The following is an 18148-nucleotide window of genomic DNA, read 5'->3' as shown; positions in this document are numbered from 1 at the left end:
CAAGAGGCAAGCTTGTCAGCTCCTCAGAGCGTTCAACAAGCTCCTAGGACGCTCAACTTAAGTGTTTTGATTTTAAACCCCCTATCCCCTTCTCCTGCCATGAACCCTCTATCCTCTATTCCTCGATCTCAGTCCATGCTTACCCAGCCCTTGCTGTCAGTTCAGAATATCTCTAAGATTTATCCCACACCGAATGGCCCTTATCCTGTGATTGAAAATCTGGATCTGGCGGTACACGAAGGAGAATTTATTACCCTCATCGGCCATTCAGGGTGCGGCAAATCTACGTTACTCAATATGGTGGCGGGGTTTATCCAACCCACATTAGGGACAATTTATCTCGGCGATCGCCCCATTACCCAACCGGGCTGCGATCGGATGATGGTGTTCCAAAATTATTCCCTGCTCCCCTGGAAAACGGCTCTAGAAAATGTGTGGCTAGGGGTTCATGCTGCCTTTAAGCGCAAATCTCAACGGGAAAAGTTGGCTATTGCCCAGGAATATTTGGCCATGGTTGGCCTGAGTGACGCAGCCCATAAGCGCCCCCATGAGTTGTCTGGGGGGATGAAGCAACGGGTGGCGATCGCCCGCGCCTTAGCCATGAATCCTCGTATGCTCTTATTAGACGAGCCATTTGGCGCTCTCGATGCCATTACTAAAGAAGAACTCCAGGAAGAATTGCTCACGATTTGGCAAAACAATCGCTGCACAGTGCTGATGATTACCCATGATATCGATGAGGCCTTGTTTTTAGCCGATCGCCTGGTGATGATGACCAATGGGCCATCCGCCACCATTGGTGATATTATTGATATTCCTTTCCCTCGACCCCGCGATCGCGCTCGCATTATGGAAGATCCTCGCTTCTACGAATTGCGAAACTACGCCCTCGATTTCCTCTATCGTCGCTTCGCCCACGAAGATGTCTAAATCCATAGGCAAATGGGGTTGAACAAGTGAAAAACGGGTGAGCCATTACCAGGGTGTAACGCTATAAGCTATAACAGGAGTATTATCGCCTAACTCCAACTTAGGGAAGCTACTGCTGTGAATCTTCTTGACAACCTGAAAAGTTTAATCTCTAAACGGCCAAAAGGGATTGGTGTTGAACTGACTCCCGAACAGATTAATATTGTTCAAGTCCTGAAAAAAGGTCAAGCCTACAAACTCCAATCCTTTCACTCCATAGAAGTGCCAGCAGGCATCTATGAAGACGGACAAATTTTAGATGCTCCTGCCATGGCAGAACTGATCCAATCCTGTTTGGCAGAAAATAAAATTACTGTTAAAAATGCGGCTTCTGCGGTCTCCGGACGGGAAGCCGTCACCCGCCTAATCCCGGTTCCAGCAGAGTTAGATGATAATGAACTGCGGGAAATGGTACTCAATCAAGAAGCGGGATTATACCTACCTTTCCCACGAGAAGAAGCAGATGTAGATTACCAAAAACTCGATCTGATGATCGATGATGATGGCATTGAAAAGGTACGGGTTTTGCTAGTGGCGACGCGCAAAGAAGTCACCGATAATTATATTAATACCTTTGAACAAGCCGGGTTGCGCCTGGATGTCTTAGAAATCAGTAGCTTTTCCCTGATTCGCACTATTCGTGAGGAGTTGCGACAATTTGCCCTAGGAGAAGCGGTGGCGATCGCTAATATAGAATTTGAAGGCACAGAAATTGCGATCGTCGTCGATGGTGTCCCCCAATTTTCCCGTACCGTTCCCATCGGAACCCACCAGATCCAAAATGCCCTCTGTCAAGCGATGAACCTACCCCCATCCCGCAACCCGGAAATTCTCCAAGGTATGACTATTCCCCTCACTCCCGTTGATAGCGTGCAAACCGGGATGACTGGCTCCAACCCCGGCGCGGCTGCTATGGTAAGAGTATTGGGAGAATTGGCCGATGAATTGCGGCGATCCATTGACTTTTATGTAAACCAAGGAGAAAACCAAGAAGTCGCCCAACTACTCCTAGCTGGGAGTGGGGCGGGCATTGGTCAACTAGATGAATTTTTAACTCAAAGGCTCAGTGTTCCCACTTCCCAAGTCGATCCCATTGAAGCCCTATCTTTGGAAATCGATCAGGAAATTCCCCCTGCCCAACGGCCGGGATTGGGTATCGCTTTGGGTCTAGGTTTACGATATGTGATTTAGAGGAAAACACCCATGTATGGACTCGATATTAATTTCCTTAAGGATAGACCGGGATATTTAGAGACTCCCTCAACCACCCAAAAAGGGGGGGGAGGTAGCAGTGCAAGTCCTGCGGATGCCCTGCCCATTATTGTCGGTTTGGTGGTGGGTGCTGCGTCTGTGGGCGCAACCTTGGGGGTGAAAATTGCTATCTTTGACAAGCAAAATGCCGAACTGCAAGCTCAGTTAGAGGGCATTAATGCCAATATTGAACAACAAGCCTCTAAAGCCCAGGAAATTGAGGCGGTAAAAGCGCAAACGGATGCTATTCGCGCCCAAACGGGGTCTCTGGCCACGGTATTTAATCAGATTAAACCCTGGTCAGCCCTGCTGCAAGAAATCCGCGATCGCGCCCCGGCTACGATTCAAATTATCAGCATTGAACAAATCGAGTTACAACTGCCTAACCCCAATCCCCCTCCAGAAACCCCGGACGCAACCATAGATGTCAAAGGACTACAAATCTCTGGAACCGCCCGCAGTTTTGATGATGTCAATGATTTTATGCTGCTGCTGAAAAACTCAGATTTTCTCGGTGGAGACCAAACGCAACTCCTTCGGGCTAACCGGCAACCCGATAATACTCAAGTTGAAGTTCCAGAAGGCAGTGAGTTAGAAGTAAAGCTGCCGGATGTGGTCGCCTTTAACATTGAAACACCCTTTTCCGATAAAGGGGCATCAGAATTAATGGCCCAACTCGAAAGTAAAGGAGCCATTGGCTTAGTCAGCCGGATTGAAACCTTGAAACAAAAGGGGATTTTAGAATAATGACACTCGCAGGAGATTTAGGAACGGTTGGGGCTGAAGCTGAAGGTAAAGGCGGCAATCAAACGAATCTGTTTATCGGTATTGGTATTGGTGTCCTTGGGTTAGGAATTGCTGGATTTTTAGCCTATAGCCAAGTGCTGCCAGCTATGCAGAAAAATCAGGAACTGCAAACGGAAGTCAATGATAAACAAATTCAAGTTAAACAAGAGCAAGAGCTGCAAAATCAGTTGCTGGCAGCTCAGGAAGACCAAGAGTTAGCCAAGCGGCAAAGTGAAGAAATTGAAACCCTCTTTGCTGATGAAACTTCCCTAGATACGCTGTTATTGGATATTAACCGCATTCTCAGGGAGCGGGGAGTGGAGTTAATGCAGTTTGAGCCAAATGCTGATGGCATACAATTGGTCACCGATGGCTCTTTGGGAACAGAAGTGGATGGAAAACTCGAAAGCCAGGGTTATCGTCTGCAATTTTCGGGCACTTTCGATCAGACTCGTTTAGTGTTGCTGAATATTGAACGGCTTCAACCCTTGCTGGTGGTTGAGTCCATGACAGTCACTGTCGATCCTTCCTCCCAAGAGGTATTGTACCAAGGGGGCAGTTTAGTGGCCCGGAATACGCCTAAGCTGACCACAGATATGGAAATTAAGGCCCTATTGCCTGCCGATCTTCCCCCACCTGCTCCCCCAGCACCACCAGAAGCAGCACCGGAAGCAGCACCAGAAGCAGCACCGGAAGCAGCACCAGAAGCAGCACCGGAAGGTTGATCGACAGTGAGATCGCTAAACCCATTTTTTGTAGGGGTGGAGAATTTTTCGCCCCTACAACATGCTGCGGAGATCTTCAAATAAGCGGTGTGCTTCTTCGATGTCAAAGTCTTCCAGTCGTTCTTCGAGTCGGCTTATCTTGGGTTCTAGGGGAGTATCGATCGCCTCCTGCTTCAAATCATCGACTAAGGAGATCGCCTCAATCAAATCTGTCTCCAGTAAATCCAGAATCTCACCAATCAACTCGGTGATGCGCCCCCGGTTCCACTGCTTCTGCTGCTGAACTCGATCCCTATCGGGTAAATCTTGAATGCTCTCTAAAACCAGCTCCAAAGCTTCGAGTAGCCCCACCTTAGCAAGCTGTAACTGTTCAGTATTCAGAGCATCTAACCTTAACATCTCTTCAAGAGTTATTGCCCAGACATACACCCGATCCGCGCTAATATTACCAGCAGCTCCTTTCAAACTATGGATTTGTTCAAGGGCAGGCAACCACTCTTGACGGCTAAGGGTTCCCTCGAAATCCAAGCTAAAGTCTTGATATTGCTGATAAAATAACTTCAGTAATCCTTGATATCCTGCCCAGTTGCCTCCCATGCGGGATAAACCCACCTCAACATTAATCCCCGGTAGAGAGGGATGAGCCGGTTGTGGGTCTTCATTGAAGAGAAACGGCTCTGACTGCTCCTCAGCTTCTGTAACTGGAGTATACAGATCTGGAGCAATCCAGCGCACTAGAGCGGAGTATAACTCATCGAGATCGATCGGTTTAGCCACATGGTCATTCATGCCTGCGGCTAAACTTTTACCCCGATCGCCATCCATAACATGGGCAGTCATGGCAACAATGGGCACAGTAGCAAACCTTTCGGTTTCTAAATCTCCCTCTTTTGCCATGGCTCGAATCTCTCTAGTTGCCGTTAAACCGTCTACTTCAGGCATCCGAATATCCATTAAAATCAGATCGAAAGCATGGGATAGCACCTTGTCGATCGCCTCTTGTCCATTCATTGCCCGATCCACCTTTAACCCCACACTTTGCAATATCTCCCGTGCAATTAAGGCATTCACCTCGTTATCTTCAACGAGCAAAATCTGAGCGCCTTGGATCTGTTGCAGTTGTTCCTCCAAACCCGAAGAGGATGCGATCGCCCGGTTAGCCTCAAGGGGGATACTGTATCCTAGAACCAGTAGAATCGTCTCTAATAATTGGGAGCGATTAATCGGTTTGGTCACTAAAGTCTCTTGATTTAGCCAGGGTGCAGCTTCTAGGATGCGCTCTTGAGTATGAGCGGTGACTATCAAAATCGCTGGAATAGCCGCCAAGCTAGGATTGGCTTTGATCTCTCTTAAGGTTTCCAAACCATTCATTTTGGGCATATAGGCATCAATTAAGACCAGATCGAAGGGTGCAAACTCTCTTACCCTTTCTAAAGTGGCGATCGCCTCCTCTCCAGAACCCACCGCCACCGCTTGCAAGCCAAAGGAATTTAGGAGCTTCATGAGACTATCCCTAGAGAAGGGATGATCGTCAACCACCAAAGCTTTTAAACCTTCTAAATTCGCGCACTCCAAAGATTGTGCATAATCCCCCAAAGCACACAGATAAGGAAACTCCAATTCAAAGGAAAAGGTACTGCCTCGATCAATCTTACTTTCAACCTCAATCCCCCCACCCATTAAACTCACCAGACGTTTACAAATAGCCAATCCTAACCCCGTTCCTCGATACTTACGACTAATAGAAGCATCTGCCTGAGTAAAGGCTTCAAACAAAGTCTTCAATTGATCGGGGGTTAAACCAATACCTGTATCCTTGACTGCAAACTTCAGCCTAACCAGCTTTTCAGTTAAGGCTATGGTCTCGATGCTAATCATCACACAGCCGTTTTCCGTAAACTTGATGGCATTACTGGTAAAATTAATTAAGACCTGATTCAAGCGCAAAGAATCACCCATTAAATAGCTGGGGACATTACTATCGACCTCGAACAACAAATCAAGTCCCTTTTCTTTCGCTTTAAATGAAAACAGATTGTGCAAATTATCTAAAATGGATTGCAACTGGAAGGGAGCATTTTCTAACTGCATTTTTCCTGCTTCAATCTTAGAGAAATCCAAAATATCATTGAGGATGGATAATAAGGATTGTGCCGAACTCTGAATTTTGTGTAAGTAATCTTTTTGCTCGTCATTTAAATCGGTTTTCAAGATCAAATGGGTGAGACCTAAAACCCCATTCATGGGAGTACGAATCTCATGGCTCATCAGGGCTAAAAACTCGCTTTTAGCGCGATTAGCATATTCGGCCGCTTCCTTCGCTTCTTGTAATTCTTGTTCGGCTCGTTTGCGATCGGTAATATCAACGGACATGCCAATCATTCGGATCGGTTCTCCATGGGCATCTTGGACGACTGTGGCATTGACTTCAAACCAAAGATAAACTGGATGGTCTGAATCTTCACCAACTAGCGCTCGATGGTCAATTTGAAAAGATCCCCCTTCGGCGATCGCCTTTTGATTGGCGAGATCGACCTTCTCAACATCATCGGGATGAATCATCCTCAGAGAGTCTTGATAAGAGAGTTCTACGGGCAGATCGGAATTAACCGTTGAAGAAAAATAGATCTGATTGGTTCGCAGATCCCTTTGCCAGGCGATCGCCTTCGATGTTTCCAAAGCCAACAACAGTTGGGTTTCCCGCTCTTGCCGCTCCAGTTCCGCTTGTTTACGGTTGGTAATGTCTCGGAAAATACCCTGAATTAAGGTTTCTCCGGCGATGGTAATTACAGAAGCAGAAACATCGACGGGGACAAGATCGCCATTTTCACATTGGCACTGTCTATCCAATAATTGACGGATCTCCTGACGGGCGATCGCCTCAAACCCCTCTAGAGCCATCTGTAAATCCTGGGATGGAAACAAATCACACCAGCACATATAGCCCAGTTGCCACCGACTATAGCCAAATAACTCCTCCGCCTTGAGATTAACTTCCTGGATATTACCCTGGCGATCCGTTAACACGATCGCATCCCCCGCTCCATCCATCAGCGCTCGATAGCGAGCTTCTCGATCCTGCAACGCTACTGTACGCTCAATCACCTTATTTTCCAGGTCTCGATTAAGTTCTTCCAGCAGGCGACTTGCCCGTTGACGCTCCAATTCTGCCCCGGCACGAGCAGCAAACACTCTGAGAATCTTCTCTAACCATTGGGGATTTTGCAGGGGTTGGGTATCTAAGATACAAAGATTACCGATCGCCTCTCCTTGCGTATTATAGAGGGCAACCCCCAAGTAGCTCTCGGCAGACATCTCGGCTAAATGGGGATCGTCCGGAAACTGCTGCTGAATAGACTCCACACAAACATAAACTCCCTCTTCAAGGCTTGATTCACAGGGAGTTTCGGCAATCTGATAGCTAAAACTGGGTTGCCATGTTCCTTGTCCCCAAACGGCTAAAGTCCAGAGGCGATCCTCAACCTTTTCTGAGACGATGGCATAAGCCACTTGAAGGCTCTCACTCATATATTGAACCAAGGCCGGAAAAAAATCGGCTCCAGTCGTTGCTGCCGTTCCCATCACCAAATTATCTAGGGCTGTTTGGGTTTGTTTGCGCTCCGTAATATCTTGCATCAACCCCAACACATGGTGTTCTCTTTCTTCGCTCTGGAGTAGAGAAGTAGAAATGGCGATCAGTCGTTTAGAGCCATCCTTGCATTCAATCTCCCATTCTTCAGCTATCAGGTTATCCCCCTCTCGCATCCGCGACCTGCGAGCGATTGCCTGCCTTTGGATCTCTGGATGTGTATATAAACTCTGATACCAACCCAAGCGGTTAATTTCCTCTAAAGTATAACCCGTAATCCTTTCCATCTGCTGGTTCCAGACCGTAAACCGCACATAGGGAAACTCATCTATGTTATGACAAACACATAATCCTTCCGCCATTTGGTCTAAAATTTGCCCCGAAAAGCGATTTTCCTGCTCGACTCGCAATTGGGCAGATTTGCGATCGCTAATATCCGTCAGACTCCCCACATAACCGATCGTCACTCCCCCATCGTCTCGCTCCACCACCGATCGCCCATAGACCCAGATAACCCGTCCATCTGGATGTTGTATCCGGAACTCCAACTCGCAAGAACTGCAACTCTGTACAGCCTCCATCCAAGCCAACCATACCCTTGGGCGATCCTCTGGATAGATAACCTCTATCCATCCCTCCCCCATCGCTTCCTGTGCAGGAACCCCCGTCATCACCGACCATTGACTATTCACATAAACACAATTACCCTCTCGATCTGTACGAAAAATACCCACAGGAACCGCTTCAGCCAAACTAGCGTAGCGTTGCTGGCTTTCGTGCAGACGAATTTGAGCCTCTTCCTTCTTCCGGAGTTCTTGTTCGAGTTTTTCATAAGCCATAGCCTGTCGAATAGCAAACTCTTCGGCTAACTTATACAATTCTAGAGGATTAAGCGATCGCAACAAATTCGTTTCAGTGATAATTCCCCCCAGTTTTCCCTCAGCCGAAATCACCACCACCCGGCGAATCGAATGCTTCTCCATCAGTTGTACAACCGCCAACAGAGAATCCTGGGGCTGCACCGTAAACACCGGATGACTCATCACATCTTCCGCGATCGTCCGTACCCAATCCACCCCCAAAGCATGAAATTGAACTAAATCGCGCTCAGTAATAATCCCCAAAGGCACACCCTCTTCGGCAATCACCACACAGCTAATCGAATACTCCGCAATTAACTGGGAAATCTGCAACAGAGAAGCTTTCGGACTAGCCCAAATCACCCGCCGAGTCATCACTTCTTCCACCAGACACAAGCGCAATAGATCCATCGGCCCGGACAACTGCCTCAGACTCTCATAAGTGACCAATCCTACCAAATTCTCCTCATCGTCAACGATCGGTAGATGGCGAATCTGAGACGTTCTGAGCAAATTAAGCGCCACCCATAAATCAGTAAACTCCCGCTCCCGCAACGTAATCACCGGACAGGTCATCACATCCCCAATCCGCAAATAGTCTATCCTTTCCCCTTGAGCCAAGAGGCGAACCAGATCCCGCTCTGTCAGAATACCGATTACCTTCTTTCCTTCCGTCACCATCACACAACTAGACAGGGATTGACTATGCAGATCTTCCGCCCCCCTAGAATCACCTTGAGTCAAGTCACAGTTAATATGCACCGTACTCATTTGGGCGATCGCCTCCCGCACCAGCCTATCTGCTGATACCACCAAAGGTTCCCGAACAATAGCGCGGTAACCCTCCCCTCGTTTAGTCCAGATTGTCGGATTAAAGAACATCGGTCATTAGGTCGGGTAATGGGCGATCGGCCATGGGTCTGTTAAGTAATAAGTAATAAGTAATAAGTAATAAGTAATAAGTAAGAGTTTAACCCGTTTTTCCCTTTTCATGTCCGCTTGCAGAAACGATCTCTCCACATGGGCGTACCTCTCCCCCATTCCCCCATTCCCCCATTCCCCCACAGAGGGCGCGAAACGCTGTATTAACCCACTAGCCTAGAGTAATCTTAAAAACTGACCCTTGGGGCTGATTATCTCTCACCTGAATTTTCCCCCCATGAGCTTCTACCACCAGCTTACAAAAGGCCAGCCCTAATCCAATTTGGGAAATTTCTGGTAAAATATTACCAATTTCGTACTTCTCAAAAATTTTCTCTTTTAGGGTTTCTGGAACCCCAGAACCACTATCAAAGACTTCCAACGTTACCTGCCCAGAAAGAGGAGCATCTAAGTTAATCACAATTTGACTATCTGCGGGAGAAAACTTAATCGCGTTGGAGATCAAGTTATCTAAAACCCGATGCATCATCGCTTCATCAACGGCAATTCTTCTTCTCGGTTCTTCTGAACAAAGGGGAACTAAAACTTGATTCTTGTTAGCGGCTATGGATTCAAAATTAAAGGCGGCTGAATTTACCAGCACGGCTAGATCAATTTCTTGCAAATTCAGCCGCACCTTGCCCGATTCCATCAGGGCAATTTTCAATAAATCATCAATTAAAACTTGCAGCGATTGGGCTGAATTATAGATTTTATTAATTTTATCTTTTTGTTTTTCCGGGCTATACTCTCGACTTCTGAGTAACTCTAAACCAAATAATACTCCACCTAAAGGATTTCGCAGATCGTGAATCACCATTTTAACCATGTCTTCTCGTAATTTAAGCAAGCTTTGCAGCTCATCATACTGCTGCTTAATTCGCAACATGGAAGAAACACGGGCACGCAGTTCCATCCCATTAACTGGTTTACTAATAAAATCATCCGCCCCAGCATTTAAACAGCGAGCCAGATCGGATTTCTCACTTAGGGCAGTCACCATAATAATCGGTACAACTTTCCATTGAGGAAGGGATTTAATTTGCCGACAAACTTCAATTCCATCAATTCCAGGCATCATGACATCGAGGAGAATCAAGCCTGGGTTATAGGTTTCTAGAGAAGCCAGAGCCTCTTGTCCATTGGCTGCATAATGAAGGCTATAGTCCTGGTCGAGTAGGGTTTCAATGACATCAAAATTATCTGGTTCATCATCTACAATCAGGATTGAAAACTCATTGTCTACAGTCATTGGCTAATCCTACGGATAACAGTTAGGGCATTATAAGGGACTTTTTTAATTGTATACTTTAACAGATTTTTTCACCAGAAGCGAGGGAATCGGCTTAATTTTTGAGCAGCAATCTTATCATAGATCGAGGGAGAAAAAAGTGATAATTAATACTTTTTTTCCGTAACAACCGAGGTTTATCGCTTCCTTTCAGAGTTTCTGAGTCTGCAAGAGCTGTTGAATTGTTAAAACCAACTGCTTGAGTTTAATCGGTTTGCTCAAGTAGTGATTGGCTCCTGCTTGCAAACAGCGATTGCGATCTTCCGGCATAGCCAGAGCTGTTAAAGCAACGATCGGCACATCAACGAAACTCTTAAGTTCGCGAATATACTGAATTGCTTCTAAGCCATCCATCCCTGGCATTTGAATATCCATCAAAATCGCATCCGGAGACTCAGCCTTAGCCATCTTAATCCCTTCCATCCCATTATTCGCCACCAAAACCTGATACCCCTTAGCCCTCAGATAACTAGACACCGTATGAATATTAGCCTCATTATCCTCCACCAACAAAATCCGGGGATGACTATCGAGGATTTTTTCCCGGCTCTCCTCTGCATTATGCGCTAACGCCATCTCCTCTTGCTTCAGAGCAGAGTCAACCCTCACACAAGGCAAATCCACCCAAAAACAACTACCAACCCCCTTTTCACTTTGCAAGCTCACCCAACCCCCATGCAACTCGGTCAACTGCTTCACCAAAGCCAAACCCAACCCCGTCCCCGCATACTGACGACTCAGGGAACTATCAATTTGCACAAAGGGCTGAAATAACTTTTTCCGCTCCTCCTCAGAAATCCCAATCCCCGTATCCTTCACCATAATTCGCAGGCACTCCTTTCCATGACTTTCTTGACATTCTCCCTCCTTGAGCAAACAGGCTGAAAGAATCACCTTACCCCCTTCTGGAGTAAACTTGACCGCATTATTGAGCAAATTAATCAAAATTTGGCGAATGCGCCGTTCATCTCCCCATAAATCCGGTAAGCCCTCTGGAATCTGAGTCACCAACTCAATTTTCTTGTGATAAGCTTGGGTTTTCACTAAAGCCAAACTCGAAAGACATAAGCTAGTGACGGCTATCTTTGCCCATTCCAGCTCAATCTTCCCCGACTCAATTTTAGCCAGATCCAAAATATCATTAATCAACGCCAACAAATGGTGGCTACTGCGGGCAATCACATCCAGAGATTTTTGCTGCTGGGGATTAATCTCACCAAATACCCCACCTTGCAAGCCCTCCGTCATCCCTAAAATCGCATTCAGGGGGGTGCGTAGCTCATGGCTCATATTGGCTAAAAACTCATCTTTCAACCGAGTTACCCGCGCCAGAGTATGATTTTTTTCTTGCAATTCCTGATTAAGCATCTGAAGCCTTAAATGGCTTTTAATCCTCGCTCTAACCACACTAGGATTAAAGGGTTTAGTAATATAGTCAATTGCTCCTAATTCTAGCCCCTTGGCTTCATCTAAGTCTTCACTAAGAGCCGTGATAAAAATCACTGAAATATGGGCTGTTTCTGGATCGGCTTTTAACTGAGTAAACACTTCATAGCCATCCATCTTGGGCATCATCACATCCAGAAGAATTAAATCTGGATGGGGTTTTTTCTGAGCTATCTGCATGGCTCTTGCTCCAGTGGTGGCAGCAATTACTGTATAGTCATCTTTAAGCACTTGGAAAAGCACTTGTAAGTTATCCGCATTGTCATCAACAATTAGAATCTTCGCCTTTGGGAGAGTCAGATGGCTCATAGGATGTCAAGGGTTGCTCCGGAGGATTGGGGGAGATTGAAGCTCAAGTCGTTTCCATAGTGTATAATAAACTTGCGCTATTATCCGTATCAAAATCTATCATGGGATCTAAACATTAACCCTAGTTACGGGAATCAGCTAAAAGCTGCTCGATCGCAGTCACCAATTGTTTGAGTTTAACCGGTTTACTTAGGTATTCATCGGCTCCAGCTTCCAGGGCCCGATCGCGATCGCCTTCCATCGCCAAAGCCGTCAGAGCAATAATTGGAACCTCCACCAACTGGAGATCCTGGCGGATTTTCCCAATCGCCTCCAAGCCATCCATACCCGGCATTTGAATATCCATTAAAATCACATCGGGCTGCTCTGAGACAGCTAAAGCTACGCCCTCTGAGCCATTTTTACCAATGCAGAGTCGATAACCCTTCGCTTTGAGGTAGCTCGACAAGGTGGTAATATTAGCCTCGTTATCATCAACCAGCAAGATTAGGGGCGATTTCACCCCAGAAGATGGCACGGTTTCGCGATCGCTTTGGAGTTCCCTGGAGGAAATATCCTCCGTCGGAGAGCGATCCACACAAGGCAAATCTACGCTAAAACAACTGCCCAAACCTACCTTACTCCTCACAGAAACTTGACCCCCATGGAGTTCGGCAATCTGCTTAACTAAGGCTAGACCTAAACCCGTACCGGTATACTTGCGATTTAAGGCACTATCGATTTGCACAAAAGGCTGGAATAACTTTTCTAGATTTTCTGGAGCAATGCCAATACCCGTATCGATAATAGCAATGCGGAGATAATGGTTGATGATTAATCCGGGATCTTGGGGCTGGGCCTCCCCTTCTGGGTAAAAAACATCCGCTTTACTAATACCTTCTTGATAACTTAAGGAAGACTTCCGCACAACCTTCAGGGTGATTTTACCCCCTTCTGGGGTGAATTTCACCGCATTATTGAGCAGATTAATTAAAACTTGGCGGATGCGGCGTTCATCCACCCACAGATCGGGTAAACCGTCAGCGATCTGGGTTTCTAGGATAATGCTTTTTTTCTGGCTCTGTTGTTTGACAAAGGCCAAACTAGAGCTACAAAGGGGAGCAACGGAGACGCGGCTATATTCGAGTTCGATTTTGCCCGACTCAATTTTAGCCACATCGAGAATATCATTAATCAGCTCTAGCAGATGGGAACCACTGCGCTCAATGGTGTCTAAGGCTTTGAGCTGTCGGTCGTTAATTTCGCCAAAGATTTGCTCGCTCAGACCTTCAGTCATACCCAGGATGGCATTAAGGGGGGTACGAAGTTCATGGCTCATGTTAGCGAGAAACTCATCCTTGAGGCGGGTAGCGCGGGCGAGTTCTTGATTCGTTCTGAGCAGTTCTTGTTCGGCAGCTTGGCGATCGCTAATATCCCGACAAACGCAGATTAAATAACCCTTATCGGTGAGGGTGAGGGAAAGTTCTTGGGCAAAGGGTTCTCCTTGGCGCAGAGCAATGGTTTGCCCTCGCCATTGACGATCCCTAGAGAGGGCAGGGAAGACTTGCTCTTCAAAGAACTGGATTTGTTCCGTATCATAGAGTTTGCGCCAACTTTGACCGAGTAGCTCTTGGGGATCGGTAAAATTAAACAGTCTCAGGTGGGCTTGGTTGATGAAAATATAGCGGTCATCCTTGAGGATACCGATACCATCGATCGCCGCCTCAATTGCAGCCATTTGTTGTTGCAGTTGGGCTTGGGCCTGTTTGCGATCGGTGATATCCCTAGCGGCAGCATAAATCAGATCTCCATAGGGGCGCGATCGCCATTCGATCCAGCGATAGGAACCATCCCGACAGCGATAGCGGTTAGTAAAATTAATCAACTCCTGACCTTTACCCAAGGAAGCCAAAGCTTCTAGGGTACTGTCCAGGTCTTCCGGATGCACATAATCCAAGAACTTCTTACCTTCTAACTCAGACAGAGGATAGCCCAAGGTTTTCTCCCACTGAGGATTGAGGCGAATAAACTCACCTTCTAAGTTAGCCATGCACAGCAAGTCAAGGGCAAGGGAAAAGAAGCGGTCTAACTCTTGGGTGGTCTGTTCTAGGGCAGCCATACTCTGTTTATAGTCAGTCATATCCCGGCAGACACAAATAAGCGTGCCATCTTCCGTGAGGGTGAGAGAAAGGTCTTCATCAAATGTCGAGCCATCCTTACGGGTGGCGATCGCCTCCCCTTTCCAAAACCCTTGAGCTGCCAACACCGGAAACACTTCTTGCTCAAAGCGCTTCAATTCTTGCTCAGAATATAAAACTGTCCAGCTTTTGCCGATCAGTTCTTCGGGGCCATCGTAGCCAAACATCTGCACATGGGAGCGGTTCAAATATCCGTAGAACTCTCCCTTGAGCAAGGCAATCCCATCAACCGCAGCCTCAATGCTCGCCAGTTGTCTCGCGTTCTCCTCCTCCGTCTCCTGTCGCTGACGCTCTAGACGATAGCCCTCGATCAAATTACTACAAGTAATCAGAAAGGGTTCTAACTCATCCACCATCTGCTCATGATAGCCCTGGGGTCGATTGGCCATACCCACCATGCCCAACAGAGTAGACCCACTGTAAAAGGGGATACCTAAAAAGGCATTTAGGGGGGGATGACCATCGGGCGTGCCGCCCCGTCGGGGGTCAGTCCTCGGACTGTTAGCAATCACCGGTTTTCCGGTCATGACGACCGCCCCAAACAGGGTATTCATATTGCCAAATTCCATACCCTGTTCGTAGTTTTGCTCGTAAAAGTCCTGGGTCGCTTGATCCCAGGCAATGTTAGTAATACTGTGGGTTTTTAAGTAGGGAACACCACGAATTTTGAGCAGAATTTCATCACACTGAAGAGCTTTTTCCAAGGTAGCGCTACCATCGTCTCGAAAGCGCACCTCACCAATAAAGCCATATTCGCTATCAGTAAGTTCGAGTAGGTTGGAAAGCAGGCCTTCAAAGATAGTGAGCCGGTTACCCGCCGTGATAAATTGACTCTGGGCAGTGCTGATAGAATTGAGCAATTGGTTGCTGCGAGACAGAGCTAATTCAGCTTGTTTGCGATCGCTAATATCCACCCGAATCGCCAGGTATTGCAGGGGTTTTCCCTCAGCATCCAGGAAGGGCACAATAGTGCTATCCACCCAATAGAGCCGTCCATCCTTCGCCCGGTTGCACACTTCCCCTCGCCAAATCTCCCCCCTAGAGATAGTCTGCCAGAGGCTGTGGAAAAATTCCGGGGGATGAACATCAGACTTAATCAAGCGATGGGTTTGACCAAGAATTTCAGCTTGGCTGTAGCCAGAAACCTCACAGAAGCGATCATTGGCATAGGTAATCAGCCCCTGAGCATCCGTAATAGCCACGATCGCCGCTTGATCCAACGCTAACTTAAAATTCGCCAACTCCTCCATCAAAGCTTGACGCTGTTGGGAGTCAATTTTAGCCTGGGTGATATCTCGGTTAATCCCAATCATCCGTTGGGGGTTTCCCCGCTCATCCCGTTCCACCATAGCTGTGGCGGATAACCAGCGTACCGAGCCATCCGGATGCAAGACCCGAAATTCTGGATCGAAATTTCTCTCTCCTCTCAAGGCCCCTTCCAGCGCTTCCGTAGCCATGGGGGCATCCTCTGGATAGAGAGCATTTTGCCACAGTTCTACTGTATTCCTAGGGTTCGAGGGATCTAGTCCATAGAGAGCATACATTCTCCGATCCCAGGTGAGCCGATTCTGGGCCACATTCCATTCCCAGATCCCGATCTGAGCTGAGGAAACCGCTAGTTCTAGGCGCTCCGATAGCCTGCCCAGATCCAGAGTCCTTTGTCTGACTCGATCTTCGAGATCTTGATTGAGTTCTGCTAAGAGTGCTGTAGCTTTTTTGAGGTCATCTTCTATTTGCTTGCGATCGCTAATATCCGTGATACTGCCTACATATCCAATCACCTCTCGGTAACTATTTCGCTCCACGCTCGACTGCCCATAGACCCAACAGAGCTGACCATCAGGGCGTTGCAGACGAAATTCCAGTTCGCAAGTTGAGTGATCGCCCACCGCTTTTCCCCAAGTCATCGCCACCCTTTCCCGGTCATCTGGATGCACAGCTCCGAGCCATCCTTCCCCCATAGATGCCCCTTCCGAGAGTCCCGCTAACAGACACCAGCGATGATTGACATAGACCCATTTCCCCCTCTTATCGGTACGAAAAATACCCACAGGTAGGCTCTGGGCTAGGCTGGCGTATCTTTGCTGACTTTCCCGCAGTAAACTTTCAGCCTGTTGTCTTTCCCTCAGTTCTAAAGCTAATTTTTGGTGGGTACTCGCTTGTTGAATGGCGATCGCCAACTGCACCCCCACCTCCTCCAACAGGGACACCTCCTCCCCCGTCCAGTCTCGATAATCCCCACATTGATGACCAATCAACAATCCCCAGGGTCGATCCTCAAAAGCCAAGGGAATCACTAGATTCGCCTTCACCTGATACTGTTCCAACAACATCAGATAGCAGGGAGAATATCCAGCAGTATAAACATTGTTGACCGCAATAGACTCATCCCTAGTCCAGTCTCCAAAACAACAATCAGCAATCCCATTGCCCAGACTCGATCCCCATTGAGGATCGACCGATTCTGCAATAATATGGCCATCACCCTCATCTTCAAACTTACAAATCGCCACCCGATCGCAGCCTAAAATCCCCCTAACCTCCCCAACCGCCACCTCCAAAACCTCTTGCAGATTCAGGGAATAGCGAATCCGCCTAGCAATATCGGCTACCACCCTCTCCCGTTCCCGTTGCCCTTCCAGTTCAGCCATTCTAGCTTCCACTTGAGCTACCAGTTCACTGTTGCGCGATTCTAACAGCGCCACCTTTTCCGCTTCCAGATGGTTAACCTTACCTTCTAAGACTTCCACCAACTTGTAGAGTTCTAGGGGATTGAGCGCTTGTAACAGGCTCGTTTGCGTGACAATACCCAACAGTTGCCCCTGCTCTCCCGTCACCACCACTCGCCCGATCAAGTGCTGTTCCATCATTTGCTGTACCGCCCATAGGGAGTCCTGGGGTTTAACCGCAAAAATAGGGCAGCTCATCAAGTCCACAGCCCGGTACTCTCTAAAACGAGGACAAAAGCCATGAAATTGAACCAGGTCTCGCTCAGTGATTATGCCCACAGGAGCGTCAAAAGAACCTGTCGCAGTTGGTTGGGTTTCTACAATCACCACCGAACTCACCCGATGGTTGGCCATCAGTTGGGAAATTTCAAACAAAGAAGCTTGGGTAGAAGCACAAATCACCTGGGGACTCATCACTTCTTGCGCTTCTCGCAGACGCAACAAATCCATGGGACAGGAGAGCTGGCGTAAACTTTCGTGGGTGACGAGTCCCACTAACTGTCCGCGATCGTCCAGAATGGGTAAATGGCGAATCCGGTGCTGTTTGAGCAGGTTGATCGCAAAAAACAGGTCATCAAAATCTTCTTCTTTGAGCGTAACCACAGCAGGACTCATCACCTGTTCAACCCGCAGATAGGCTAGGGGACGATCTTCAGCCAGTAATCGCACCACATCCCGTTCCGTGAGGATACCCATCACTTTGTCTTCCTCCACTACCACCACACAACTCGATAGAGCCTCTAAATGGACTTGATCGAGTTGGTTATGTTGTGTTCTATGGGTTTCACAGGACAAATGGGTAGCGCTCATTTTGGAGATGGCCTCCCGCACGTTGGTATTGGGAGATACAACGAGGGGATTTCTGACAATCGCTAACTTCAGTTGCCTGGGGTCTAGAGCGGTTTCCAAATTTAACATGAATGCTGTTTTTGGGTTTTATCTTCATTATGATTGATCGTCTGGAAATTTAAAAGGACGGAGATCACGAGGAGATGATGATCCAGTTCTCTCCATTTCTTCAGATCGAGGATTGAGGATCAAGGATCAAAGAAAGCATGTATGATCAAAACCTAGAAAGAAAAAAGCTACACCCGG

Annotated in this window: 8 protein-coding genes and 1 pseudogene; 4 read left to right on the top strand and 5 right to left on the bottom strand. The window is 47.5% G+C overall.

Features of this window, described 5'->3' with window-relative positions; genetic code table 11:
• Nucleotides 1-135 precede the first annotated feature (135 nt).
• From AC3FZD_RS14920 to AC3FZD_RS14905, 4 genes are all read left to right on the top strand, one after another.
• Complete coding sequence (locus AC3FZD_RS14920; RefSeq protein ID WP_488740357.1) at nt 136-930, top strand: ABC transporter ATP-binding protein; 795 nt, start codon at nt 136-138, stop codon at nt 928-930.
• A gap of 117 nt (nt 931-1047) precedes the next feature.
• Nucleotides 1048-2160 (top strand): type IV pilus assembly protein PilM, encoded by a 1113-nt coding sequence (gene pilM / locus AC3FZD_RS14915; protein ID WP_488736786.1) that lies wholly within the window; start codon nt 1048-1050, stop codon nt 2158-2160.
• A 12-nt stretch (nt 2161-2172) separates the two neighbouring features.
• Entirely contained in the window at nt 2173-2967 is a 795-nt protein-coding gene (locus AC3FZD_RS14910; protein WP_488736785.1) for a PilN domain-containing protein, read from the top strand.
• On the top strand, nt 2967-3731 hold the full coding sequence (locus tag AC3FZD_RS14905; protein WP_488736784.1) for a hypothetical protein: 765 nt from the start codon (nt 2967-2969) through the stop codon (nt 3729-3731). Before AC3FZD_RS14910 ends, AC3FZD_RS14905 begins: the two co-directional genes overlap by 1 nt.
• 54 nt (nt 3732-3785) lie before the next feature.
• On the opposite strand, the gene AC3FZD_RS14900 is transcribed toward AC3FZD_RS14905, so the two are convergent.
• From AC3FZD_RS14900 to AC3FZD_RS14880, 5 genes and pseudogenes are all read right to left on the bottom strand, one after another.
• Nucleotides 3786-9062 (bottom strand): PAS domain S-box protein, encoded by a 5277-nt coding sequence (locus tag AC3FZD_RS14900; protein ID WP_488736783.1) that lies wholly within the window; start codon nt 9060-9062, stop codon nt 3786-3788.
• Nucleotides 9063-9273: 211 nt separating this feature from the next.
• A complete protein-coding gene (locus AC3FZD_RS14895) occupies nt 9274-10353 on the bottom strand; it encodes a hybrid sensor histidine kinase/response regulator (protein ID WP_488736782.1) in 1080 nt (359 codons plus the stop codon).
• Between the two features lie 189 nt (nt 10354-10542).
• Nucleotides 10543-11682 (bottom strand): response regulator, encoded by a 1140-nt coding sequence (locus AC3FZD_RS14890; RefSeq protein WP_488740356.1) that lies wholly within the window; start codon nt 11680-11682, stop codon nt 10543-10545.
• A gap of 66 nt (nt 11683-11748) precedes the next feature.
• Nucleotides 11749-12147 (bottom strand): annotated as a pseudogene (locus tag AC3FZD_RS14885) (response regulator); the annotation flags it as partial.
• A 121-nt stretch (nt 12148-12268) separates the two neighbouring features.
• A complete protein-coding gene (locus tag AC3FZD_RS14880; protein WP_488736781.1) occupies nt 12269-17971 on the bottom strand; it encodes a PAS domain S-box protein in 5703 nt (1900 codons plus the stop codon).
• Nucleotides 17972-18148 lie beyond the last annotated feature (177 nt).

This window comes from Roseofilum sp. KMC-1 (assembly GCF_057802075.1).
The sequence above is the reverse complement of the archived record's forward strand: the minus strand, read 5'-3'. Positions and strand labels throughout refer to the sequence as shown.

Excerpts from the sequence above, each read along its gene's own strand:
- AC3FZD_RS14890 (WP_488740356.1), bottom strand. The coding sequence starts at position 11,682 with ATGAGCCATGAGCTACGCACCCCCCTGAATGCGATTTTAGGGATGACG.
- AC3FZD_RS14900 (WP_488736783.1), bottom strand. The coding sequence starts at position 9,062 with ATGTTCTTTAATCCGACAATCTGGACTAAACGAGGGGAGGGTTACCGC.
- AC3FZD_RS14895 (WP_488736782.1), bottom strand. The coding sequence starts at position 10,353 with ATGACTGTAGACAATGAGTTTTCAATCCTGATTGTAGATGATGAACCA.
- AC3FZD_RS14910 (WP_488736785.1), top strand. The coding sequence starts at position 2,173 with ATGTATGGACTCGATATTAATTTCCTTAAGGATAGACCGGGATATTTA.
- AC3FZD_RS14880 (WP_488736781.1), bottom strand. The coding sequence starts at position 17,971 with ATGTTAAATTTGGAAACCGCTCTAGACCCCAGGCAACTGAAGTTAGCG.
- AC3FZD_RS14905 (WP_488736784.1), top strand. The coding sequence starts at position 2,967 with ATGACACTCGCAGGAGATTTAGGAACGGTTGGGGCTGAAGCTGAAGGT.
- AC3FZD_RS14920 (WP_488740357.1), top strand. The coding sequence starts at position 136 with ATGCTTACCCAGCCCTTGCTGTCAGTTCAGAATATCTCTAAGATTTAT.